This window comes from Bacillus sp. VA15, assembly GCF_055721145.1.
Window position 1 is genome coordinate 136332 of record NZ_JBVQPQ010000005.1, and the last position, 23453, is coordinate 159784.

Here is a 23453-nt window from a genome sequence, read left to right on the forward strand (position 1 = left end):
TCACATTACTTTTTGAAGAATTCCGTATACCACTCAATCGTTTTTTCAAGTCCTTCATCAATGGTGTAGGCCGGTGTCCAATTCAGCAGCTTTCTTGCTTTTTCCGCGGATAAATATTGATGTTTGATTTCATTGCTTCCCTGGTTCAGCACTTTCGGCTTCAGATCACTGTTCATCTTCTTCAAGATTTTTTCTACCAGTTCAAGTACAGTCAGCTGGATCTCATTGCTGAAGTTAAAGGCCTCTCCGGCAAGATTGTTTTCTTCCATTTTTTCTGCAAGAAGCATATAAGCCTGAACAGCATCTTCAATATAGAAGTAGTCGCGGACAAAGGTCCCGTCGCTGCGGATTTCCGGCGCTTCCCCGTTCAGCACAAGCTGAATCGTCTGCGGAATGATGCGGTTGAAGTTCAAATCCCCGCCGCCGTACAGGTTCCCGCAACGCGTGATGCAGACCGGAAGCCCGTACGTATGAAAATACGTGTGGCTGATCAGATCTGCGCAGCTTTTTGAGACGTCGTACGGATGCTTGCCTTGCAGCGGCATATTTTCATCGTACGGAAGTTTTTCTTGATCGCCGTAAGCTTTATCACTTGAAGCGACAATCACCCGCTTTATTAACGGATGCTTGCGGCAGGCTTCGAGAATATTCCATGTGCCGAGGATATTCGCTTCAAAGGTAGAAATCGGGTTGCGGTTGGCCACGCCGACAATTGCTTGTGCAGCGAGGTGAAAGACTGTGTCAATTTCATACTCGCCAAGCGCGCGTTCAATCACAGGCAAGTCTTCAAGAGAGCCCTGCACGATGTTCATTTTCTTGATATGTTCTCCCTGATAAAGGTTGGATTGAGGCACATGATCCCTGACAAGCCCCGTAACGATTGCGCCCTGTTCGATCAGCTCTTTCACCAAATAGCTTCCTAAAAGACCTGTACACCCCGTAACAAATACGTTTTTATTTTTCCAGAAACTCAAATCAGTTCACCATACCTTCCATACTTGTTGTCCTTGATCCCACATTTTGTTGACTTCTAAGAGATTTTTATACGTATCGATGGCCGTCCAAAATCCATAATGGCGGTACACGGCAAGCTCCCCGTCTTTGGCAATGTTCTTCAGCGGTTCATCTTCGAACATCATGTTCCCGTCCTTCGGCAAATAATCGAAAACCTTGGGACTGAGAACGAAGAATCCGCCGTTGATGATTCCGTCACTTGATGTCTTCTCAGAAAATGTTTTCGCCATGCCGTCCTCAACCGTCAAGGTGCCGAACTGCGAGACTTTGTCAATGCCGGTGACAGTCGCGGCAGCCCCTTTTGTCTGATGATAGCTGATGAGATGGAAAAGATTGATATTGGCCAGCCCGTCCCCATAGGTGAGCAGAAACGTTTCATCGCCGATATAGTCTTTTGCCTGCAAGATTCTTCCGGCTGTCAGTGTGTCTTCCCCTGTCTCCAAAAACGTAATTTTCCACGTTTCAGGCTGCCCCAGCATCTGTACCTCTCCCGTAGAGCTGTCGAGAGTCAGGCTGTTGTGCTTCCATTCATAGTCGAGAAAGTATTCTTTGATTTTTTCTCCTTTATAGCCCAAAAGCAGAATAAACTCGTTTACTCCGTAGTACTGATAGATTTTCATAATATGCCATAGAATCGGTTTGCCGCCTATCATGGCGAGCGGTTTAGGAATGTCATTCGTGACTTCACTCATTCTCGTTCCTTTTCCGCCGCAGAGAATGACCGCTTTCATCTCTACCCCTCATCTCTATGAATATTGAGTTCGAAACCTGGTACATCTTTACAATCTATCAAGGCGTTTCCCCGATAATTTGTCCACTTCAATACCGGTTTCAAAATCTACTGTAATGATATGAGAGAAAGGCGGCCTTGGTGACCAAATGGAATCTATTTTTTCAAGTTGGTTATGTAACCAAAAAAAAGAGCCTTGAGCGAAGGCAATGCGCCCGCTCAAGGCTCTTTCTCGTCTTATTTGATTTCTTTTTCCTTGCCGTAATGATAGTCAGACGGATCAACGGCTGTGAAATCGCTGAGTTTGTGGAACCTCAGCAAGTCTTTGTACAAGACACTGTCTGACAGACTCAGCTGCTGGTTCACTCTTGTTTTCAGATTCTTCGTTTCTTCATTCGCTTTCAGTTTTTCACCAGTCTTCGTATCGTAAATGACATTGTCGACAGATGTGTACTTCGGCGTCACGAAGTCTCCGTTTCTGAACGCCACTGTATCGTCGTGGTCTATAGAGAATAAATCAGTACCAAAGTTGATATATTTCTGCGAATCAATTCCTTGTAAGTGCAGAAGTGTCGGCATGACATCAATTTCGCCGCCATACGTATGGTTCACTCCGCCTTTTTTGCCAGGAACACGGATCATCAGCGGCACACGCTGGTTTTGCGCGTTTTGATAATCTGTGATCTCTTTTCCAAGAATTTCTTTCATCGCACGGTTATGATTTTCAGAAATACCGTTATGGTCACCGTAAATCACGATGACTGAGTCGTCATACAGACCGGCTTCCTTCAGCTCCTTGAAGAATTGCTCAAGCGCCTCGTCAAGATAACGGGCTGTCTGGAAGTAATTATCAACTGTTTTATCACCGGTTGTCGCTTTCTTAATGGACGCATCTTCTTCATCCAGGTTAAATGGATAATGGTTTGTCAACGTAATTAAATGGGCGTAAAACGGCTGTTTAAGAGATTCAAGTTTTGGAATCGATTCAGTAAAGAACGGCTTATCCTTGAGTCCCATATTCACGATGTTTTCATCTGACATATCATAACTGCTTGCGTCGAAGAACTTATCATATCCAATATGTTTGTAAATCTGGTCACGGTTCCAGAACGATTTGTAGTCACCATGCAGGACGGCGCTTGTGTAGCCTTCCTTTTGATCCAAAATTGCAGGAAGTGACTGATATGTGTTTTCGCCTTTTGTCACAAACGCGGAGCCTTCAGGAAGACCGAAGATGGAGTTATCCATTGTCAGCTCGGCATCAGATGTTTTTCCCTGGCCTGTCTGATGGAAAAAGTTATCAAAATACGTCACATCTTCCCCGCCGTGTGCAAGTTTATTCAAGAACGGCGTCACCTCTTCACCGTTCAGCTTGTAGTCAATCAGGAATGACTGGAAGCTTTCCAGGTGAATCTTAATGATGTTTTTGCCTTTGGCAGAGCCGAAGTACTCGGCATTCGGTTTCGCATAGTGAGACGTCGTGTAATTCTCGACGCTTGTTAAATCATCGCTGCTCGCGTAGGCTCTTTGCGTTTCCGTTTGAGCCGTCTGAACACCGTCATAAATGGTGTAATTGTAAAGACCTAAATATTTCACGATATAATTGCGGTCAAACGTTCTTGTCAGCAGCTGCGGACGGTCTTTTTCCGCATAGTGCAGGTTGATGAAAAACAGTGCGACCCCGGAAAGGATCACTAAAGATGCAAAGCGTTTTTTCATTTTGTATTGTTTTAATTCAGGTCTCCAGATCAATACCGCAATCAAAATAATGATATCTAAGAAATAGAAAATATCATGAGCGGCCATGATACTGAAAATCCCGTCTCCCATGTTTCCGACATTTCCGGACTGTTTAATGTTCGGGAATGTCAAGAAATCGTCAAAGAAACGATAGAATAAAATATTTGCGTATAACACAAATGTCATTACGAAATCGATAATCAGCATGATAATGGCTGATTTACGCCCTTTCGCAAGCAAAGCCAGTCCTAAAAAGAAGACCGCGCTTGAGAACGGGTTAAATACCAGGAGGATCTCCTGGGTTGTGCCTTTTACCCCAAGATTAAACTCAGTCTTGTAGGATAAATACGTTTTTGCCCAAAACAGTATAACAGCCAGCACAAAAAAGCTAAGTTTGTAAGAAAAAAGTTTCTTCATGGCAACCTCTACTTTCTTAAACACTTTAAGTCTTCATTCATATTTACCTGCTCTTTATCCTGCCTTTCAATTCCTTCTTTCCAAACAAAATCAAGGCATCACACAACAAATAAATACACCGCGGTAAGCCGGAATATTTATGCTTCGCACCATACCAATTTTATTGCAACCATTTCGACCAAACACTGGACGAAAGAAGCCTTCATTTCGTTTCACATTTTTTCTCGGAAATAAAAAAAGGGTTTCTTTTGTCATGTGTGCCTTTGAAAAAAGAAATAGATACCGAGTATAAGAATAACATAAACTAGCAAAAACGAAAAATAGGTTTTGCAGAAAGCCCGCCCTCTGGCGGACTGTGGCTATTGTATGCACTCATGTTTAGCGTGATCACAATTTTTTCGAAAGAGCAAAAAAAAGACTGGATATCTCCAGTCTTTAAATCCCCGACCAAACATCTTTTGCATATATACCGGTATCCTGCAGATGTTTCAGCCAGTTTTGTGCTTCTTGTTCACCGGTGCCATGAACAGACTGATACGCTTTTTGCAGCCCGGCCTCCACATCTGGGGCCATTTTGCTGCCATCACCGCATACATAGAGCCTGCCTCCGCGATCAAGAATCGAAATCAATGTTTCTGCATGGTCAGCCATGAGATGCTGGACATACGTTTTCGGCATGCCTTCTTTTCGGGAAAAGGCTGTGTGGACAGTGACGATTCCATCTTTTTCAAACTGCTCAAGCTCGTCACGGTAAATAAAATCATGATCGTTCCTGCATCCAAAATAGAGATGAGCTTCGCCGAGCGCTTTTCCCTCCCGCTTTAAAGCTGCGCGTGCTTGGAGGAAACCGCGGAATGGCGCTACTCCTGTGCCCGGCCCGACCATAATGATTGGGGTTTCAGGGTCTTCCGGAAGCTGAAACCGGGATTCCGGTGTGCGGACAAACATCACAACATCATCACCCGCTTGACGCTCAGCTAAGTAATTTGAAGATACGCCCCTGTATTCGCCGCGGCCGCTCCACGCAGGGCCGTGCACGACACCAACTGTAATTGATGCTTGCTCAGGATTTACCCTTGGAGAGCTTGAAATCGAATAATATCTCGGTTTTAACGGCCGTAAAAGCTCTAGAAATCGTTCAAACGGCATATCACACGCTTCATATTGTTCAAGCAGATCCAGCATAGAAATCCGTTTTTTCAATATTTGTTCCTGATAGATACCCTCTGTCGCCAGATCTTCTAATTCGCGTTTATGTGGCGGACAGACTGTAAATGCCGCCAGCTCCCGTATTTGCGCCCTTGAGGCGGCTTCTTGCACCTCGACGCTGTAGCTGAGAAGATCATGCAGGCTGACAGGACGCCCTAATGGCAGATGCCCCGCACTGCGCCCGCTTGCCGACAATGTCACTTGGTCGGTTCCCTTCAGGCCGAATCTGTGAAGAATCCGGCTGACATTGGTTTGGCTGTTCCTCGGCAATACGCCAAGGTGATCGCCCTCCCGATATTCAACATCCGGCGGCAATGTGATTTCGATATGGCGGGTGCTGCGATCACTGTCTGCGGACTGGAGTTCACGATTTTCGGCAATGGATGCGTGAGAGGCTTCGTACGATCTAGCCAGCGGAGACTCGCCCAGCCCTCTGACAAACTGAAGGCTTAGTGTGCTTCGTTCCTTATCGGCGTTTTCATTAAGCTCAAGTCCGAATGCTTTGATGGCGTCTGTCCACATGCTTTTTTTCCACTCGTCAAGCTGCCCTTCAAAATCACCGCTAACATCCCCCTCTCCGCGCGCAGAAAACCGAGTCGCGCCTTTCTCCGCAAGCTGCTCATCAATGAATCTCGGCACGTACTGGTACGTGCTCGCCCAGTTGTGGTCACCGCAGCCAAATACCGCGTAATGGACGCCTTCAAGCTCACCCGGTTTGATTTCTTGAAGCCACTGCACGAACTGTCCGGCATTGCTTGGCGGTTTTCCGTTATAAGACGAGGTCACAATGACAACCGCTCCCTCTTTCGGCAGCTTTCCAATACGGTCGTTCAGAGGTGCCACTTCAGTCCTTACGCCATGAAGACTGGCTGTATCGGCAAGCTCGCGAGCTACGCCTTCTGCGGTGCCGGTATCAGATCCGTACAGCACGAGAAGCGGGCGGTTGTTAAGACCGATAACCGATGCGCCCTTTGTTTCCGTTTTCTCTTTTTGCTCATCAGGCGCCGCTTTTTCAGCTGCCGGAACGTCCGCATGAATGGCTTCCTGATGCCGTGTTTGAACCCTGATACGAAAATCGCCCGGCTTGAGTGTTAAGGTTTGTTTGATATCAAGCTCATAATTCTCATGATCAATTAACGTGAAATATTTTAAAACCATGCCCAGCACAAGTGTAGCTTCATGAAGGGCAAACTGCATGCCGATACAGGCCCGCTGTCCATTTCCGAACGGTTTGTACGCATGATGAGGCACTTGGTCCTGATATTCAAACCGTTCTGGACGGAATTCTTCAGCGTCCTCTCCCCAAGCGTCTTGATCACGATGAAGCTGCGGAATCAGTACAGAAATTCTATCTTTGGTTGTAATCGGATACTTTCCGCCAATGACTGTGTCTTCTTTTGGATAAAGGCTGAAAGCCGGAGCCGTCGGCCATAAGCGCAGTGATTCATTTAAAATCATCCGTATGTATTTCAGCTCGAGCACTTGTTTATAGGTCGGCGCTGCACCCGTCAGCACCCGGTCGACCTCTTCATACGCTTTCTCCAGTTTGTCAGGATGCTTCAATAAAAAGTAGATCGCAAAGGAAAGCAGTCCGCTCGTTGTTTCATGCCCGGCAATCAAAAACGTAATGATTTGAAAGCGGATATTTTCATCGTCGAGCTTTTCACCTGTTTCCGGATCTTCCACATTCAGCATGCGGGCAAGCAAATCTTTTTCATCCTGATCTCCATTCGATCTCCGCTCCGCAATAATGCTGTCGACTAATGAAAACATTGTTTGAATATCATGATGAAATTGGCGCTTTGTTCTGACCATAAGCTTATCTTGAAAATCAAGCCGCTGCATCTGGTGCATCGCTTCATCCAGCGCCCGCACCATGCCGTTGATAAACGGGTGGGGCGTTTCTCTGTAGTAGCTGTTAAAGCGATAGTCAAACCCGCACAGCCCAATTGTGTCGAGCGTCAGCCGGGTCATATCCCCTGGGACATCGACTGCTTCATTCGGGTTAAGCCTGGCCCATTTTTGAATGAGCTGAACGGCGATATCGACCATTTTCTCATGGTAGTCCTTCATGGCCCGCTGGCTGAACGTCGGCATCAGAATGTTGTGTGCTTTTCTCCAATTAGGCTCATGCGTCCAGCTTGTAAACAATCCATCACCGGAAAACGCGCGAACCTTCTCCAAGGCGCCTTCAATGCTTTTGTCGAATCGCTCTTCATCACAAACTTCTTTCACCAGTTCGTGTCCGGACACTACAATCGTCGTGCCCGCAGGTGTATGGATTTGAAAAATCGGGCCCTGCTCTTCTGCCAATTTGATCAGCGACAGTGTCGGTTTGTCTTTATCAATTAAAGGCAGATTGCCGAGCGGACCATAGGTCTTAGGCTGAGGAATCGGGCTTGTTTCCTTCATCGAACCATCCTTTCCGTATGAAATGCCTTCTATCTGACTACATTTCCCTTTCATGGCCATGATTATTCCATTCTCCCAATTGACGCATGATCGCTGTTTTTTCTATACTTGAGAAGCTGTACAATACGCGAATAAGGTGAGTTCATATATGGATTTTGAAATTCGATTTTTATCCTTTTATGTCATACAGGTGGAAGGCAAGGATGAGCAGGCGAACAAGCAGTTCAAGCACTTCCAAACCCTTGATACGGGTGAATTTGAAGAAAGCGAGCTGAAGGACTTTCTCGACGGGGAGCTGAAAAAAATCGTCAAACGGAAAGCCGACCGCCATCCGCAGTCCGAACAGGTGCCGACGAAAATCGGCCATTTTATCGTCGAGCCAGGCCACGAGCTCGATTCCAACCCGAATTACAACATGTTCAACCAGGCGCGACTGGCGGAAACAAAAGAAGACTTTAACGAGCTGAGCGAGCAGTTCGTCCGCACGTACCTCGACACGAGCGCAGTCCGCGGCGGCGTGTTCCTCGTCGCTTCAGCCGTGCCGAGAAAATACTTCGACGAGTCATTTGTCTTCATAATGAAATGTGATTTTGAGCCGAAGGTCGCCCGCATCTCAGACGCATCTTCTCTCATTAAAAAAGTCGAAATGGCGATCACGACAAAAAACATGAAAAGCATCCAATACCCGTACATGCCCGAAGAGGGAATGGTCGAGGAAGGCGAGCTGAAAATCCACCAAGCCTCGCACGCCCGCTATTTTGAGGACTTTCTGAAATTCGTCGAGTACGGAGAATCGATGCCGGAAATCATGAAAAATCAGGTCATGAACATGGTGCAGGAGCACGTCTACGAGACATTTGAAGACAACAGCGAAGAGCTCAAGCAATTTGAACAAGACATCGAAATTTGGGAAGCGAGCGAAAAACGGGAAATCCAAGAGCGTCTCGACACCCATCAAGTGATCGAAGCCTCCGCCCAAATCATCGAGCACACACCAGAGGCCCAACTGAAAATGAAAGTCGGAGAAACCGAGATTAAGGGATTGCTAGCGGATTTTGGCGATTCGATTCATCTCGCAAAAGTGAACGGGCGCTATGTCGCGCTGATTGAAGCCGAGACGATTTCGTTTGAGAAGGGGAGTTCGCCGGTGGAGTTTTACAAGCCTGAGGGATTGCATGAGGTGATTGAGCGGATACGCCACAAAACAGAGCAAGAATAAAAAAGTCCAGAAATCACTTTCTGGACTTTTCCTATTTAATACCCTTCCCTCAACACCGCATAGCACTCCCCAATCAACTCTTCCGCTCCCGGCTCTCCTTTCAGCCCGCGGCGGACGATTTCTGAGGAGAGGTTCTGGACTTTGAGCGCTCTTGGGGCTCTTCTTTCGTAATACGCATGAAATGCGGTTTTGATGTCGTCGTGATTTTTGAGTTCTTCGGCGAGGACGATAGCATCCTCGACGGCCATCGCCGCTCCTTGTGCCAAGGTCGGCGCTCCGGCATGGGCGGCGTCTCCTCCGATGACGACGCGGCCTTTGTGCCATGGCTCGTGCACTGCGACCTGTTCCAGTTTGTTAAACATGACAGGATGCTCTTTTGACATATGCTTTGTGACAAAATCCAGCCCCGAAAAGCCAGAGAGAATCTCTTTTACTCTATCAAACCGGGTATCTTCCTCATCCCAATAATCGCTCGTGCAAGGCTGGAGGACGAAGACATAGCCGGCGTGTTCTGCCAATGGCACGACGCCAATTTGTGTGTCTCCGCTTTTATACATCAATGTCGCGTCCTCAAATGTAAAATCAGGAAACTCGATATAAAAGCGCCACGCCCCCATGCCGAGATGCTCTTTTTCCGTCTCCTTTTGCAGCATTATATCGCGAACAGCGGAGTGAATGCCGTCAAAGCCTGCCAGAATGTCAGCCTTCATCTTTTCTCCGTCTTCACATACGGCAGTGACCGATTCAGCCGTTTCTTCATAGGCGACAACCTTCCTCCCCCACTTGATGTTTACACCCGCTGCCTTGGCATGCTTCATGAGAATGTCATTTAACGTTTTTCGAAGGATATTATTGCGTCCCGGAAGCGTGTCATCTAAAAAGGATTCACTGACTTGAAACAGCAAATTCCCCTGTTCATCAAACGTTTTAAACCATTCTGTTTGAAAGCCATGCTTACAGCACTCTTCGAATACGCCCAATTCTTTCAAGACAGCCAGTGCATTTTGCGGCTGAAGAATTCCTGCACCTGTTTTGCGGTTTTCTGAAGCCGCTTCACACAAGGTGACAGAAAACCCTGCCTTACTAAGAGAAATGGCCGCTGACAATCCGCCGATTCCGCCTCCTGCTATTAAAATATGTTTCATATCAATAACCACCTTTTCAGCTCAATACATAGTTAGGCACCTAACTATATTACTTTACTATGTCTCGCAAAAAGCTGTCAATCATCTCCAATCCAAGTTGCGTTATGGTTTTCGCTCCTTTATAATCGTGTCACAACGAACGTACGGGAGCTTATTATCATGGAATTAAAACATTTACCGAAATATAATCATATAACAGAGCACGCCGAGACGTATGCCAATATAGACGCTGGTTCTCTTGAATTGTTTTTATCTCTATTTGATATCTCTAAAAAAATGAATCATGTGATGGAGCATTACTTTGCAGGCAGCGGGCTGTCAGAAGGAAAATTCAAAATCTTGATGCTGCTCTTTGATGCCAAGGATCAGACATTAAGTCCGACAGAGCTTGCCAAGCAATCAAACGTCACGAAAGCAACAATTACAGGACTGCTGGACGGGCTGGCGAGGGACGGTTTTGTCAGCCGCAGGCATCACACAGAGGATAAACGAAGAATCAGCATTGAACTCACAAAGGAGGGCAAAGAACGGCTTGAGCAATTTCTGCCCGGCCATTTCAGCAAAATCTCCGCGGTCATGGAAAACTACAGCGACGAGGAAAAAGACATGTTCGTGAAGATGCTTGGTGATCTTTTTGAAAGGCTAAGCGTGTTTAAAGACTAAAAAACCCGTCCGATCAGGACAGGCTACAGCGTCTTCTCTTCTGAAGCCGGATACGTATCCGGCTGTTTTTTCTTTATAACCGTAACAAATACGCCGCTGATGACACATGCGATACCAATCAAATGCACAAGCTCAAACGGCTCCTTCAATATCACACCTGACAAAATGACAGCGGAGACCGGAAGAACGGATGTGAAAATGCCCGACACCCCCGCTGGCACCTTCCTCACCCCGCTATACCATAAGTAAAACGCCAAAACGGTGACAAAAAGCGCGTAATACAACACATACGACCAATCCAAAACTGTCGGCACGCTAAAATCAAATGAAGAGGCCTCAAACAAAGCAAACGGTAGAAAAAACAGAAAACCGAAGAGCGATACGAAGGTCGAAATCGCCAATGCCGAAATATGCGGAGATAACAGCTTGGCCAGCAATGTAAACAACGCTTCGCCAATGACTGCAGCTATGATTAGCATGTTGCCAAATAAGGCATGTGGCGTCCCGTCTTGGCTCCCCGCTCCAAATAGATTAATCGCCATCACGCCGCAAACCGCCAGCATAATGCCGATCAGCTTCTTTTTCTCTATTTTTTCTCTCAGCAGGAAAAAGGATAAAATACCGATTACCATCGGGGTTGTGCTTGTCAAAATGCCGCTTTCCGTTCCAGTCGTATATTGAACACCATACAGCAGGCAAATACTGAACAAAAACACGCCTGTGAATGATTGTACCAGCAATACAAACACATCTTTTTTTGTCAAAGCCGGAAACCCTTTTTCAATGTAAAACAGCAGCGTCAGCAATACAATAGCAGGCAGCAAAAAACGCAGTCCCGAGGATAGAAAGACCGGAATGCGCTCGACCATCAGCTTGCCGACGACGACCGAGCTGCCGACGATCGCCATGGCTGTTGCCAAGGAAACATAAGCGCCCAGTTGTTTTTGCATCATAACTCCACCCACCCTTTTTATGTATGGCAAAAAGCGCCTATCCAATGACAGGCGCTCTCTGATTAATCATCACTGCTCAAAATGCCGAAGAAGCGAAGCAGATTGATGAACAAGTTGATAAAGTCAAGGTACAGCGATAATGCCATAACCGGAATTAAGTCTTCCGTAATATGGCGGTGTTTGATTTGGTTTAGATCATACAAAATGTAAAGGGAAAAGACGATGGTTCCGATAACGGAATACGCCATCATAGCCGCTGAGTTTAATGGACTGAAAATGTTGAAAATGCCAACCACCGCCAGCGCGAGAACCGCTACCAGCAGAAATGACCACAGGAAGGATAAATCCTTCTTCATTTTTGCGCCGATTGTACCCAGAACGGCAAAAATGACAAATGTAGAGCCAAAGGCTTCAAGCACGACATAGGCGCCGGCGATGGAAGCGTAGTGGCTGACGATCGGAAATAAGGTAATGCCGGAAACAAACGCGAATGTATATACAAACGCATATCCGACCGCTTTTCTTCTGCGCATCCAGAAGGCCAGAATAATCATCCCCACTTCTAGAATAGAAAGCGGCAGCATCAAAGCGACAGGAACAAATTGGCCGATAAATAGACCGACAGTCGCGATTAGCAGTGTGAAGACAAAGACTGTCAAAATGCGCTGCATGATCGATTGCTTACTCTCGTAAACCGTAGCTTGCATGTCAAAAATCCTCCTAAAAAATGATCTTAAAGGTCTATTATATAAAAATTGGATGAAATATGTATATGTTTTAAGGAGAATTTAATGAAAACAAACGCCCTTATACGATCACTTTGGTTCTTTCCTTTTCAGCGAAAAACGGTGCTTTTCTATTTTCTCAATCTGGGTAACTTGAGAATCATGAACCGTAATCTGAACGGTGCCGAAATCGAGTGTTTCCAGCGAGCTGATTATTTTTTCAATCACTTCCGGATCAATCGTTGATTTTGAAACCAAAAGACCTTCCCCCCTGTTGAACTTATTTCAATTCACAGTATTCTTATAAGAATTATAATATTATGTTTTTTTCGATAAATCAATGGTGTTCTCTGACCAATTCAAAAAGGCATATGATCACCCGATGGCGGACAATCATATGCCTGGTCAAACGTCCTATTTGTTTTCTTCCAATTCCTCAACAATGCAGCGAACACCCATGTTTTCTAATGCCTGCTTCAGCGTGCCGTACGTTTCATATTCACTGAAATCAAGCCCCAATTGAATCGATGTCTGGGCCACATCTGGGCGAATCCCTGAAAATACGGCTTTGACGCCTAATAAGAAAAGCGTTTTTGACAGGTTGTACAGTTGCTGCGCCACCATGGTATCCACAATCGGAACACCCGAAAGGTCAACGACAAGGCTTGTGATTTTTCTCTCGATACAGCGGACCGGCACTGTTTCTAAAATGACCTGTGCCCGTTTCGTATCAATGGAGCCGATTAGCGGCAATATCCCGATTCCATCCGCAATGGAAATCACCGGGCAGCCCAGCTCAGATATCAGTTCCTGCTGAGATGTGAGCCTCATCAGCATAAATTTTTGGTACTGCTCAGAAAATTCAATGATCAGCTTATCGAACGCCTGATTCACTATGCGGTTCCATCGGTCGGCATCCTCATCTGTGACGATATCCCGATTCTCTTTAATAAAAGCAACGACAGCATCCCAGAATGAGATTCTTGAGTTTGATATGGCCTCCACAACCTCATGCACCTGAACATCTTGCTCAACCCTGTTTTTCGCAACGGTTTGCGCCCATTTTGTCATATGTTCTTGAAACTCAGTTTGATCCTCAAGGAATGCGCTTGCGATCGTTATATTGGTAAACGTATGCTGCTTGGTTAAGAGCTTTTTCGTTTCTTCACTTAAATTGTCGGCGGAATATAGCTCTCCTTTCAGCTGACATCGCAAACTGAACCATTTCTCCGTAATATCCGCCGTGTGGTCTATGATATATTGATATAATAATTGATCGATATTCACGGTCTGTCTCCTTTTTCATAATAGAAGCTCTTTCATTATAAAATGATACATCGGAATTGTGAATGGGACTAGGGAAAAATCAAATGATTCTGCATCCTGAGCGCATTCCAATTTCATTCATAGGCGAATGCACCAATAAACGTCCGCTCGCATAAATTGCAAATGTACAGTTTACAATGAGAAAGGACGTTATCACATGTATTATGTTGATCCTTATATGTTTGCCGGGCATTTTTATGAGCCATGGCCTGCTTTTGATTACGAATATCGTTATCCAGATGGTTACCCATGGTCTGGCATTGGCGGCGGCTCCGGCCCTGGCATTGGTAGCGGGGCTGTACCTGGCTTCGGCGGCGGCTCCGGCCCTGGCATTGGCGGCGGGGCTGTGCCTGGCTTCGGCGGCGGCTCCGGCCCTGGCATTGGCGGCGGGGCTGTGCCTGGCTTCGGCGGCGGCTCCGGCCCTGGCATTGGCAGCGGTGCTACGCCTGGCTTCGGCGGTGCGCCGCAGGGACCCCCGCCTTCAAAAAAGCCGGCGAAACCGAAAAAGCCGCAGAGCCCTCAGGGAGTTGCTTATTTAGTTGAACCCGTTGCCATTCAGCCTTGCCTCTTCCGGTTTACCTATGTTTGGTTAACCAACGGCAGCTCATTTTGGTTCTACCCGATCATTCTTGGCAGAAGATCCGTCGGAGGCTTTTACTGGGATTCTTCACGGCGCCGCTGGGTTTATTTCGCCTTAGACACAAATCTGATAGATGTTGTGAGCTGCTCATATTAATCGATAATCAGCCGGTTTTTCCGGCTGATTTTTTTATGTTACTTCGCCCGTAAACAGGTTATAGTATAATTATCTTTCAACTTGGAGGTTTCCCTATGATCAAACAAATTGCAACTGTTGCTGTATATGTTGAAGACCAGCAGAAAGCGAAGCAATTTTGGGCGGAGAAGGTTGGCTTTGATATTGCGGCGGACCACCCGATGGGACCTGACGCAAGCTGGCTGGAGGTTGCGCCACAAGGAGCCCAGACCCGTTTAGTTATTTATCCGAAAGCCATGATGAAAGGCTCTGAACAAATGAAAGCTTCTATCGTGTTTGAATGTGAAGACATCTTTGGTACATACGAGAAAATGAAAGCAAACGGTGTAGAATTTCTTGGTGAGCCCAATCAAATGGAGTGGGGCACCTTCGTTCAATTTAAGGACGAAGATGGCAATGTATTTTTATTGAAAGAATAACGATGCGACGGCGGTTCTATTCCGCCATGCGCTTTCTTTGACATTGAGAATGAATTTCATTTACAATCATTCATATATGAGAATGATTGGAGAGAGACAGATGTTTGTTCAGTTGAGAAAAATGACGGTAAAAGAAGGCCATGCAGATAAAGTCATAGAACGTTTCAGCGCTGAAGGAATCATTGAAAAACAAGAAGGTTTAATTGATGTAACAGTGCTTGAAAAAAACGTCCGCCGCGGTGATGAGGAAGTTGTTGTCATGATTCGTTGGGAATCCGAGGATCACTGGAAGCAATGGGAAAAAAGCGATGCACATATCGCCGGCCATAAAGCGAACAAAGGCAAACCAAAGCCTGACTATCTGATCAGCACTGAAGTGAGCATGTATCATGTAAGAGCTGTTAAACAAGGGACTCATGAATAATGAAAAGAGCTTGCACCAGCTGCAAGCTCTTTTTACGGTCATGATGAACTGCCTTCTTCATATGTGATGACATAAAGAGGTTGGTTGGCATGCCATTCCGCGTATAAGACGTCCTCAGTCTTTTCAACTCCATGCTTTTGCAGCGATTGCTTCAGCCATTGTTCATCCACACCCGCTTCCACCAGGTTATCAAACACAATCTCCCCATCAAGAATTAACGTAATCGGCAAAGATACATCCTTTGTCGGAAGGTTCATATCTTTTCTGGTCGGTTTATCGAAATCGGCTTTCGGGAGCACACTGATCATCCCGTTTGTTTCCAGAATTGCATATTCCACTTCCTGAATCGAAAAGCAGCCTTTTTGCCTCAGGAGGCTTTGCAGCTGATTAATATCGAGCTTGTTTTTCTTCAGCATCTTGTATTTCAGCTTTCCTTTATGAATCAAAATATTTGGTTCGCCTTCTAGAAACTTTCTGGTTCCTTTTAGTTTTTGTGTAATCAATTCAATCAAAAATATAAGCAAGCCCCATAGGAGTGAAGCAAAAATAATTTCTTTAATCTTGATTTCATGATCATAGACGGCATTTCCGACCAGTTCCCCTAAAATTAAGGCAGAAATAAAGTCAAACGGGGTGAGTTGAGAGAATTGGGTTTTCCCAAGAAACTTCAAAATGACAAATAAAATACCGAGACCGCAAACTAATTCTATTGCTACATTCAGATAATCTCCCACGTTGATAGCACCTACTTCTTAAGAGCTACTACCATTATGGTCAACTGCACTTTTTCTAAACCAGAACTGCAGATTTTCACATCAGTTGGTGCTTTGCCAGCATGTGATCGAAAAGCTGCTCTGCATCACTGCGGTCAATCGTGACAAGCGGATCATTGAGAAACGCCTGAAATGCGAGGACGCGATCTTTTGTTAAACCAGATTCCGCCACTGCCTCCTGATTGGATACGTGCCTCGTCGCAATCATTTCCACACCCTTTGGCAGCGCTCCAGAGAAAATCGGCTGGACGCTGTTGCGGGTAATCAAGGCGTTCGTTTCGACAATCGCTTGTAAAGGAAGATTGGAAACTTGGCCTTGATTCGGCACATTTACATTCGTGACGATTTCACCCAATCCGAGGAGAGCCGCTATGATGTTCACGCCTTCTTCTCCCGAGGCTTTCCCGGCAACGCCCCGTTTTTGAACGATTAATCGTTCTGTTTCTTTTCGTTTTTCGTCTCTGTCTTGTTTTCTGAATGATACAGATGTGAGATGAAATTTCCATAACTCAGGCTGTTTGAGGTAAGGGCCGGGAAGAAACTCTGCCAGATGCCTGTCACCCGCAGCGGGGATGGCGCCATACATTTCAAATAAATCAAACGCAACACGGTGTGCCGAACGAAAGACGCTGTCCCTCCAGCTTTCCCCCTCTAGCTCATATCCTGATTCTCCATAATGCGCGCTGAATTCATGGAATATAGGCAGCAGATCAATATGGCGGTAAGAGGCTTCCGTGATCCATGTGAAATGGTTAATGCCGAGTACATTGACGCGGATATCTTCGCGCCGCAGCACCTCTACTCCGAGCCTTTCTGTGACCATTTCCGCCAGCAGCTTTTGCGTGCCGAATACCTCGTGGCAGCAGCCAATCGCTTTGATGCCCGGAAACACTTTATACAGCACTCTTGTACAGACAGACATCGGGTTTGTATAATTTATGACCCATGATTCTGGTGCGTAGTCTCTTATGGCCCGGGCAATTTCGGCAAACATCGGAACAGCCCGCAAGCCTCTGATGATCCCGCCCGGCCCGACAGTATCACCCACAGACTGATAAATGCCGCAGCGCTCAGGGAAGTGGACATCGATTTCCATATCTTCCAGTGAACCCGGAAAAATGGAAATAATGACGATATCCGCGCCCGATAACGCCTTTTTCAAAGTAGAAACCGCTTCATACCTCCATCTGCCGTCTCCGCTGTGATTGCCGATCACTTCATTTTTCTGAGCGGCTTCAAAATCAAGATCATAGAGCGCCACTGTGCCTGACATCCGTTCATCAATCGACAGATCACTCATCAGGCTTCTGGCCCAGCCTTGAGACCCCCCGCCGATATAGGCGATTTTAATTTGATCTAACGTACTGATATGACACACTCCCTTTCTCAGCCTTTCACCGAACCGATCAGCATTCCTTTTGCAAAGTGTTTTTGCAGGAATGGATAGACCGCCAAAATCGGTAGCGTCGCAATGACAATGACGGCGAGTTTTATTCCCTGCTCCGGCGGAACGGTATTTTGCATCGTATCGCCATTGGTCGCCGTTAAATCCGATAAGATTGTGACTTGGCGGAGCACCATTTGCAGTGGCCATTTTGCACTGTCATTGATATATAAGAGAGCGTGGAAGAAATCATTCCAAATCCCGACCGCATAAAACAGCGCAAAGGTCGCAATAACCGGCTTTGACAGGGGCAAGGCGATCCGCCAGAAGACGCCGATTTCGGAACAGCCGTCAATTTTTGCCGATTCCTCCAGCTCGCGGGGCAGCTGCTGAAAGAAGTTTTTGATAATAATAAGGTTGAACGGATTAATCGCCATCGGCAGAATCAATGCCCAATACGTATCCAAAAGGCCAAGTGATTTCACGACAAGGTACGTCGGGATCATGCCGCCGGAAAATAGCATAGAGAAGATCACCAGGTTCAACAGCAGATTCCGCCCCTTCACATGCCGCTTCGCCAACGGATACGCCATCGTAAAGGTGAAAAACAGCTGCACAGCCGTCCCGACCACGGTAATGAAGATGGATACGCCCATGCTTCGGATGAACGTCGGTGTCGAAAACACATACTTGTAAGCATCAAGTGTAAAGGTTTTCGGGAATATAAAGAAGCTGCGCTGGGCGAGTTCCGCTTCTGTCGCAAAGGAACCGGCGATAATGTACAAAAACGGCAAAATGGTAATCGCGCCGACACCGCCGAGAAACAGAATGTTGCAGACGTCAAACACCCGTCCGGCTTTTGTGTTATGCATCGTGTGAATTTCAGCCATACCTCTCCCTCCTCTAAAACAATCCTTCCTGATCAAACTTTTTCGCAATGTAATTGGCGCCGAAAATCAAGATAATCCCGACAACCGATTTAAACAAACCGACCGCTGTGCTGTAGCTGTACGCGCCTTGGGTAATCCCCATCATGTATACATACGTGTCAAAAATGTCAGCCACGCTGCGGTTGAGCGAGTTCGTCATCAAATACACCTGTTCAAAGCCGAGATTCAAAAAGCTGCCGATTCTTAAAATCAACAAAACGATAATGGTGCTTCTGATTGCCGGCAGCGTAATATGCCACATTCTCCTGAACCGGCCCGCTCCGTCCATAATGGCGGCTTCATACTGCTCCTGATCAACCGTCGCCAGCGCAGCCAGAAATAAAATCGTTCCCCAGCCTGTCTCCTTCCAGATGCTTTGCATCACAATCATCGGCCGGAACCAGTCCGCGTCCGATAAGAAAGAAATCTGCTCACCTGTCAGGTTCATAATCAATTTGTTGATCACACCTGTATCGACAGTAAAGAAAACAAAGGTGATGCTGACCACGATTGTCCATGAAACAAAATGGGGCACGTAAATAAAGGTTTGGATGCATCTTTTATACACGGCCTTTCTCACCTCATTCAAAAGCAAGGCCAAAATGAGAGGCGCTGGAAAGGCAAATAAAAGGTCCAGGCTCGCCAGCATGAGGGTGTTGCGCAGCAGCCGGAAAAAATCCGGGTTCATAAAAAAGTCTTTGAAATAATCAAAGCCGACCCATTCGCTTTTCCAGAAGCCGAGATATGGCGAATAGTCTTTAAAAGCGATCAGCACGCCCCACATCGGCAAGTATTTGAAAATCAAAAAATAAAGCAGACCGGGAATAAGAAGAAGATAAAGCCATTTGTCCCGTTTGAGTGCAGCCATCCAGCTGATGCCTTTTCCAGCAGTGAGAACAGGTGAATCTCCCTTCTTCGGCACTGTTTCCATATCTGTTCTCCTTTCGTGGTACCGGTGCGCCCGCCGAACGGCAGGCGCATCGGTTTATTTTGACGATTGATACAATTTGTTCAAGTCCTTCATCAGGTCATTGCCGCCGCTTTTTTTCCAAAGCTCCACCGCATCCTCGAACCCTTTTTCATCAATTTCTCCAATGATAAATTGTGTTCTCGCGTCGAGAATAATGTTGTCAAGCTGGGCACCTTTTTGGGTATAGACATCAGATACAAGCGACTCAGCCGGGTTAAAGACGGCTATTTTTTCTCCTTCAGTTATGATGTCTTTACGATGCTGAAAGAGCTTTGTTTTCTGGTCTTCGATGTAATACTCGCTTTTCGGAATCGACATGCTAAACTGCGCCAAGCCTTCATGCTCATACAGGAGAGACTTGTTGTTTTTTTCAAGCGAAGTGAATACGTCGTCCTTGAGCTCGTAATTGCGGCCCTCCACTCCGTTGTTCGTGAGAATCTGCGCTTCCTTATCATTCATCTTATCGAGGAAGGACAGCACCTCTTTCAGCTCTTTTTCGGTTTTGACGCTTGATTTTGGTATCGCGATCATGCCTGAATAACCGGATGTCGGGAAGGTGCGCTTGCCATTCGGCCCCTCAAGCGAGCCGACGATATCAATCACATCCTTGTTCGACTCATCCGCCTCCTCCATCGCGCTTTGGATTTGAGACGCTCTGGAGCCGGTATCAACGATGACCCCCGCTTTTCCTTTCACAACCGGATCATTCCACTTCGCTGAATCCATGACCGCAAAGTCCTTATTGATCAAGCCCTCATCATAAAGCTTTTTAAAAAACTTGAGCGCATCCATGTATTCCTTCGTTGTGAAATCAGGAATCAGCTTTCCGTTTTCAACGCCGTAGCGGTTCGGAGCGCCGAACCAGATTTGCAGAACATCCCACGGGCTTCCGTTGCCAAGCCCCATCCATTTCGGCACGACCATGCCGTACGTATCATCCTTGCCGTTTCCGTCAGGATCTTTTTCCTTAAAGGCTTTCAGCACTTCATAGAAATCATCAATCGTTTCCGGCATATCTAGACCGACGTTTTTAAGCCAGTCGGTTCTGATGATCATACACGCTCTGATCAGGTCCCTCGTTCTGTAGATTCCGTACACCTCGCCGTTCACCGAGCTGTTCTTCAAAATCTTTTCATCTGCCTGGCTTAAATTCTTGTAGTCTTTTAAATAAGGAGACAGCTCCCAAAATGCCCCTGCTTTGACAGACTTGATAAAGCCGGCTGATTTATCTTTAATCACAATCGCATGAGGCATCTCTCCGGAAGCCATGACGATGTTGAATTTGTCGTTGTAGGATGAATCAGGCACCCATGTGACCTTAATCTCTTTGCCTGTGTATTTTTCGAGCGCTTTTAATGAAGGGCTCTTTTCACTCGGGCTTTCCGGCGATAAGAGCGGCGCCATAATTTTAATCGTGTCTTTCGAACCGCCTGCTGAACTGGATGTTTCCGAATGGCTGCATCCGGCGATCATCATGGCAGCGAGCGGCAAGGCCAGCCATTTTTTTCGCATTCTATTTTTCATGATGCGTAAGTCCCCCTTTTTTTTAATTTGCATTTCCCCTTTGCCTCTCCTAATATAAAGCGCTTACATAAATTCTTGCAATCTTCATTTTTTGCACCATTTCTCCTATGAAATTCCGTCTGTTATCCTTTTTTGCCGGATGTATCTTTTTTTGCCGGAAGGGAATCTCCAATCAGTTCCAGCGCTGCTATGACGTTCAAACACCATTGAGAGACGGTGTTCGTTGTCACCCACGGGAGCTCCTCCAGCTGCGTCCATGTCTCAATGCGCTCTGGTTTGATCGGTAGCGGCGTATGGCTCAGCTTATCGTCGAGCAAAAGATTCCACGCTTTGGCGGCGAGCTTCTGGTCTTGTTTTTTTCTTGCGGCGTAGGCGGTCATGGCAGCGGCAAACATCGGCCAGTGAAAATGCCTGTCATGAAGAGCGCCTCCGCTTTTTTTCCGTTTTTCTTCATCACTGAGTGTGTAAAATTCGCCGAATTCACTCAGCATTTCCTCCCATTCCCGGTCATCAAGAAGCTCAGCCAGCTCCATCCACACTTGCGGCGCGCCGAAGGCAATGATCATATGATATCCGCCCGCTATGCCATCTCCCATGTGATGAAGCATCGAGGTCTCCGGGTCATATTCAAATGTCGGACCGGATAATAAGCGGAGCGGCAGCTGCTTCAGACAGCTGATGCCCGTTTCGATTTTTTTGAGATATGCCGGATTTTCGGTCCGCTCCCATTCCGCCAGCCAGTTCGAGCAAAACGCCGCCCAGTCCGGTCCCGTTCTGGCGTGGGTCGGGTGCTCGCCTTTCTCATAAAAAGCGCGCATCGGATCGGTTTTGACGAGGGCGTAATCGGCGTCCTTCACTTCTGTCAAAAGATCTCCCGTCCGCTCATCTCCCGTCAGATAATAATAGAATTTATAAAGCCCGGCCATGCTGATCCTCGCTTCCTTGCAGCCGCATCCCCAATGAACAACATTATGCCGTGAGCCAAGCCCTGCGTATTCCCCGAGGTGAAAGCTGTCCGTTTCGCTCGTGTGGCGGGTCATGGCTTCTGCCATGCGGAAGATATCCCCTCTGCCAGAGCGGAAAAACGCCTGCCACAGCCATAAGGTCGGAACGAGCTCATTATTTTGCCATGCATACCCGCCGAGATCATACCGCCACATATGCCGGATCGGGTCATACGTATGCATGACATCGCCATAATGCCAAAACCCGTACCATCTGCGCTGCTCTACTTCCTTTTTGTAAAATAGAAATGCGGCGTCGAGCTGTTCTTCCAGCTCTTTTTTGAGCGGATGAGATGTGTCAATGACACTCCAAACCCCGAGCGCCTTTGATTCGTAATAGACGTCCGGCTCACAAACAAGCAGCGGCGGCGCCTGCCATTTGTCAGCGAGCGTATGAAGGACATCATCAGATGGCATATGCGAAAAGCACGACAGGCTGATTTCATTTGTGTTGGCAATGCCGGTCGGATCAGAACGCATTTCATCAAAACCCTCATACGCGCTGGCCACATGGGTGTTTCCTGTATAATGCCGCAAATCCATCGCCCCTCCATCCGGAGGCCAAAACCAGACGGTCATTTTTGGGTGGCTGCCGGCAAGGCCTGTGATTTCCAGTGCTGACGGGTATTTCTCAAAAAAGTACCGCAGACCGAGGGCTATGCCGCCATTTTCGCCGCCCGCATAGCAAAGCCCCTTCGCCCGGCTGCCATGCAGCATGCCTACCCACGCATAATCTTTTCCGGTCCGTTTTGACAGGCTGTAATGATCACTGGAATCCTGCACGAGCTTGACATCATTCCAAACCGCGTTCTGTGTGCCGTGCGCAAACCATTCCTTGTGCTCTTCACTTGGAAACAGCGTTTCACCATTGATTTGTTTTTGATAAAGAGGATACCGTTCATTGAATTTACGTGTGCCAAACAGCTGGGCGGGTTCTTTGTACATCCCTTTCTCTCCCGCAAAACGGAAATGGCGGTTGTACGGCTCCCCTTCCAAAAAAAGGTCAAATTCGATACCGAGCCCCTTAATGAATTCTTGTTTACCGTTCCTGTCAATCAGCTGCGTATGTACGATGCCGATTTCAGACAGCCCGGCATAAAATATCAATCTGACCACAAACGGCAGCCATTCTTCATTTGTTTTTTTGAGGATATGCACGCCCTCTATTTTGATCACTGTTTTGACAGGTCCTTGCATCTCAAGCGCCGCACGTTTGATGAGGCTGACAGACGTTTCACGAAAAAGAACCGTTTCCGCCGCCGTCTCTTTTCTCGTTTCTCTTATGGCAACGAGCCTCCCGCCTGCGGCGATCGGCTCTCCGTTAATCTGCAATGATTGAATAAGATCGGAGCCTGTTTTATGGATGGCACAGACGAGCGTTCCTGTATCCACTTGGATGTCATGCTTTGACTCTTTGATGCTGAGCGTTTCACCTGGCTTCAGGGCTTCTCCTTTTTGCACTGCAAAGCTTTGATGGTCCTGTCCGCTGAACACTGCCGCGTGCTTCGTCCACTTGATGCTCCCGTCCGGCCAATAGGCCGACGGTTCGCTTTGCACAAATTGGCTTTCCGCGTTTTCATTCACAAGCGCCAGACGGTCACCCTTTTTCAATTCTCCTTTTTTCCATGGCACGCCCCACGTCACACCGCTTGTCACCTTTGGCTGTTCTGATAACCATTTCATCTTTTTCATCAGTTC

Annotated in this window: 20 protein-coding genes; 5 read left to right on the top strand and 15 right to left on the bottom strand. The window is 46.9% G+C overall.

Going from position 1 to position 23453, the window contains the following annotated elements; genetic code table 11:
- Window positions 1–5 precede the first annotated feature (5 nt).
- The 4 genes from AC0DBE_RS14470 to cypD all read right to left on the bottom strand — a co-directional run bounded on the left by AC0DBE_RS14470 (window position 6) and on the right by cypD (window position 7522).
- A complete protein-coding gene (locus AC0DBE_RS14470; RefSeq protein ID WP_472962615.1) occupies window positions 6–974 on the bottom strand; it encodes a GDP-mannose 4,6-dehydratase in 969 nt (322 codons plus the stop codon).
- A 6-nt stretch (window positions 975–980) separates the two neighbouring features.
- A complete protein-coding gene (locus tag AC0DBE_RS14475) occupies window positions 981–1745 on the bottom strand; it encodes a glucose-1-phosphate cytidylyltransferase (RefSeq protein WP_472962617.1) in 765 nt (254 codons plus the stop codon).
- Between the two features lie 236 nt (window positions 1746–1981).
- On the bottom strand, window positions 1982–3901 hold the full coding sequence (ltaS1, locus tag AC0DBE_RS14480) for a lipoteichoic acid synthase LtaS1 (RefSeq protein WP_472962619.1): 1920 nt from the start codon (window positions 3899–3901) through the stop codon (window positions 1982–1984).
- A 435-nt stretch (window positions 3902–4336) separates the two neighbouring features.
- On the bottom strand, window positions 4337–7522 hold the full coding sequence (cypD, locus tag AC0DBE_RS14485) for a bifunctional P-450/NADPH--P450 reductase (protein ID WP_472962621.1): 3186 nt from the start codon (window positions 7520–7522) through the stop codon (window positions 4337–4339).
- 148 nt (window positions 7523–7670) lie between these two features.
- Here cypD and AC0DBE_RS14490 point away from each other — a divergent pair, with 148 nt between their 5' ends.
- A complete protein-coding gene (locus AC0DBE_RS14490) occupies window positions 7671–8741 on the top strand; it encodes a DUF3900 domain-containing protein (RefSeq protein WP_472962623.1) in 1071 nt (356 codons plus the stop codon).
- Window positions 8742–8776: 35 nt separating this feature from the next.
- On the opposite strand, the gene AC0DBE_RS14495 is transcribed toward AC0DBE_RS14490, so the two are convergent.
- A complete protein-coding gene (locus AC0DBE_RS14495; protein WP_472962625.1) occupies window positions 8777–9886 on the bottom strand; it encodes an FAD-dependent oxidoreductase in 1110 nt (369 codons plus the stop codon).
- Between the two features lie 159 nt (window positions 9887–10045).
- On the opposite strand from AC0DBE_RS14495, the gene yetL reads away from it, so the two are divergent.
- Window positions 10046–10549: a transcriptional regulator YetL gene (yetL, locus tag AC0DBE_RS14500; protein ID WP_114150823.1), complete on the top strand. Its 504-nt coding sequence runs from the start codon at window positions 10046–10048 to the stop codon at window positions 10547–10549.
- A 23-nt stretch (window positions 10550–10572) separates the two neighbouring features.
- On the opposite strand, the gene AC0DBE_RS14505 is transcribed toward yetL, so the two are convergent.
- From AC0DBE_RS14505 to AC0DBE_RS14520, 4 genes are all read right to left on the bottom strand, one after another.
- Window positions 10573–11565: a DMT family transporter gene (locus AC0DBE_RS14505; protein ID WP_472962735.1), complete on the bottom strand. Its 993-nt coding sequence runs from the start codon at window positions 11563–11565 to the stop codon at window positions 10573–10575.
- Complete coding sequence (locus AC0DBE_RS14510) at window positions 11565–12209, bottom strand: Bax inhibitor-1/YccA family protein (RefSeq protein WP_014112981.1); 645 nt, start codon at window positions 12207–12209, stop codon at window positions 11565–11567. The genes AC0DBE_RS14505 and AC0DBE_RS14510 overlap by 1 nt, the downstream gene beginning before the upstream one ends.
- A 108-nt stretch (window positions 12210–12317) precedes the next feature.
- A complete protein-coding gene (locus AC0DBE_RS14515; RefSeq protein ID WP_061187094.1) occupies window positions 12318–12485 on the bottom strand; it encodes a YezD family protein in 168 nt (55 codons plus the stop codon).
- A 156-nt stretch (window positions 12486–12641) separates the two neighbouring features.
- Window positions 12642–13514 (bottom strand): STAS domain-containing protein, encoded by an 873-nt coding sequence (locus AC0DBE_RS14520; protein ID WP_014112979.1) that lies wholly within the window; start codon window positions 13512–13514, stop codon window positions 12642–12644.
- A 196-nt stretch (window positions 13515–13710) separates the two neighbouring features.
- On the opposite strand from AC0DBE_RS14520, the gene AC0DBE_RS14525 reads away from it, so the two are divergent.
- The 3 genes from AC0DBE_RS14525 to hmoA all read left to right on the top strand — a co-directional run bounded on the left by AC0DBE_RS14525 (window position 13711) and on the right by hmoA (window position 15171).
- Complete coding sequence (locus AC0DBE_RS14525; RefSeq protein WP_114150824.1) at window positions 13711–14289, top strand: hypothetical protein; 579 nt, start codon at window positions 13711–13713, stop codon at window positions 14287–14289.
- 95 nt (window positions 14290–14384) lie between these two features.
- Window positions 14385–14747, top strand: a complete 363-nt coding sequence (locus tag AC0DBE_RS14530) for a VOC family protein (protein ID WP_014112977.1) — start codon at window positions 14385–14387, stop codon at window positions 14745–14747.
- 100 nt (window positions 14748–14847) lie between these two features.
- Complete coding sequence (gene hmoA / locus AC0DBE_RS14535) at window positions 14848–15171, top strand: heme-degrading oxygenase HmoA (RefSeq protein ID WP_003239990.1); 324 nt, start codon at window positions 14848–14850, stop codon at window positions 15169–15171.
- A 38-nt stretch (window positions 15172–15209) separates the two neighbouring features.
- On the opposite strand, the gene AC0DBE_RS14540 is transcribed toward hmoA, so the two are convergent.
- The 6 genes from AC0DBE_RS14540 to AC0DBE_RS14565 form a co-directional block, all read right to left on the bottom strand.
- The gene (locus tag AC0DBE_RS14540) at window positions 15210–15905 is read right to left on the bottom strand and encodes a DUF421 domain-containing protein (RefSeq protein ID WP_472962629.1); all 696 of its coding nucleotides are present in this window, start codon (window positions 15903–15905) and stop codon (window positions 15210–15212) included.
- Window positions 15906–15981: 76 nt separating this feature from the next.
- Complete coding sequence (gene lplD / locus AC0DBE_RS14545; RefSeq protein ID WP_472962630.1) at window positions 15982–17322, bottom strand: alpha-galacturonidase LplD; 1341 nt, start codon at window positions 17320–17322, stop codon at window positions 15982–15984.
- An 8-nt stretch (window positions 17323–17330) separates the two neighbouring features.
- Window positions 17331–18218: a carbohydrate ABC transporter permease gene (locus tag AC0DBE_RS14550; protein ID WP_014112974.1), complete on the bottom strand. Its 888-nt coding sequence runs from the start codon at window positions 18216–18218 to the stop codon at window positions 17331–17333.
- A gap of 13 nt (window positions 18219–18231) precedes the next feature.
- Entirely contained in the window at window positions 18232–19188 is a 957-nt protein-coding gene (locus tag AC0DBE_RS14555) for an ABC transporter permease (RefSeq protein WP_014112973.1), read from the bottom strand.
- A gap of 54 nt (window positions 19189–19242) precedes the next feature.
- On the bottom strand, window positions 19243–20751 hold the full coding sequence (locus tag AC0DBE_RS14560) for an extracellular solute-binding protein (protein ID WP_242734615.1): 1509 nt from the start codon (window positions 20749–20751) through the stop codon (window positions 19243–19245).
- Window positions 20752–20873: 122 nt separating this feature from the next.
- The gene (locus tag AC0DBE_RS14565; RefSeq protein WP_087987761.1) at window positions 20874–23447 is read right to left on the bottom strand and encodes an exo-rhamnogalacturonan lyase family protein; all 2574 of its coding nucleotides are present in this window, start codon (window positions 23445–23447) and stop codon (window positions 20874–20876) included.
- Between the last annotated feature and the right edge of the window lie 6 nt (window positions 23448–23453).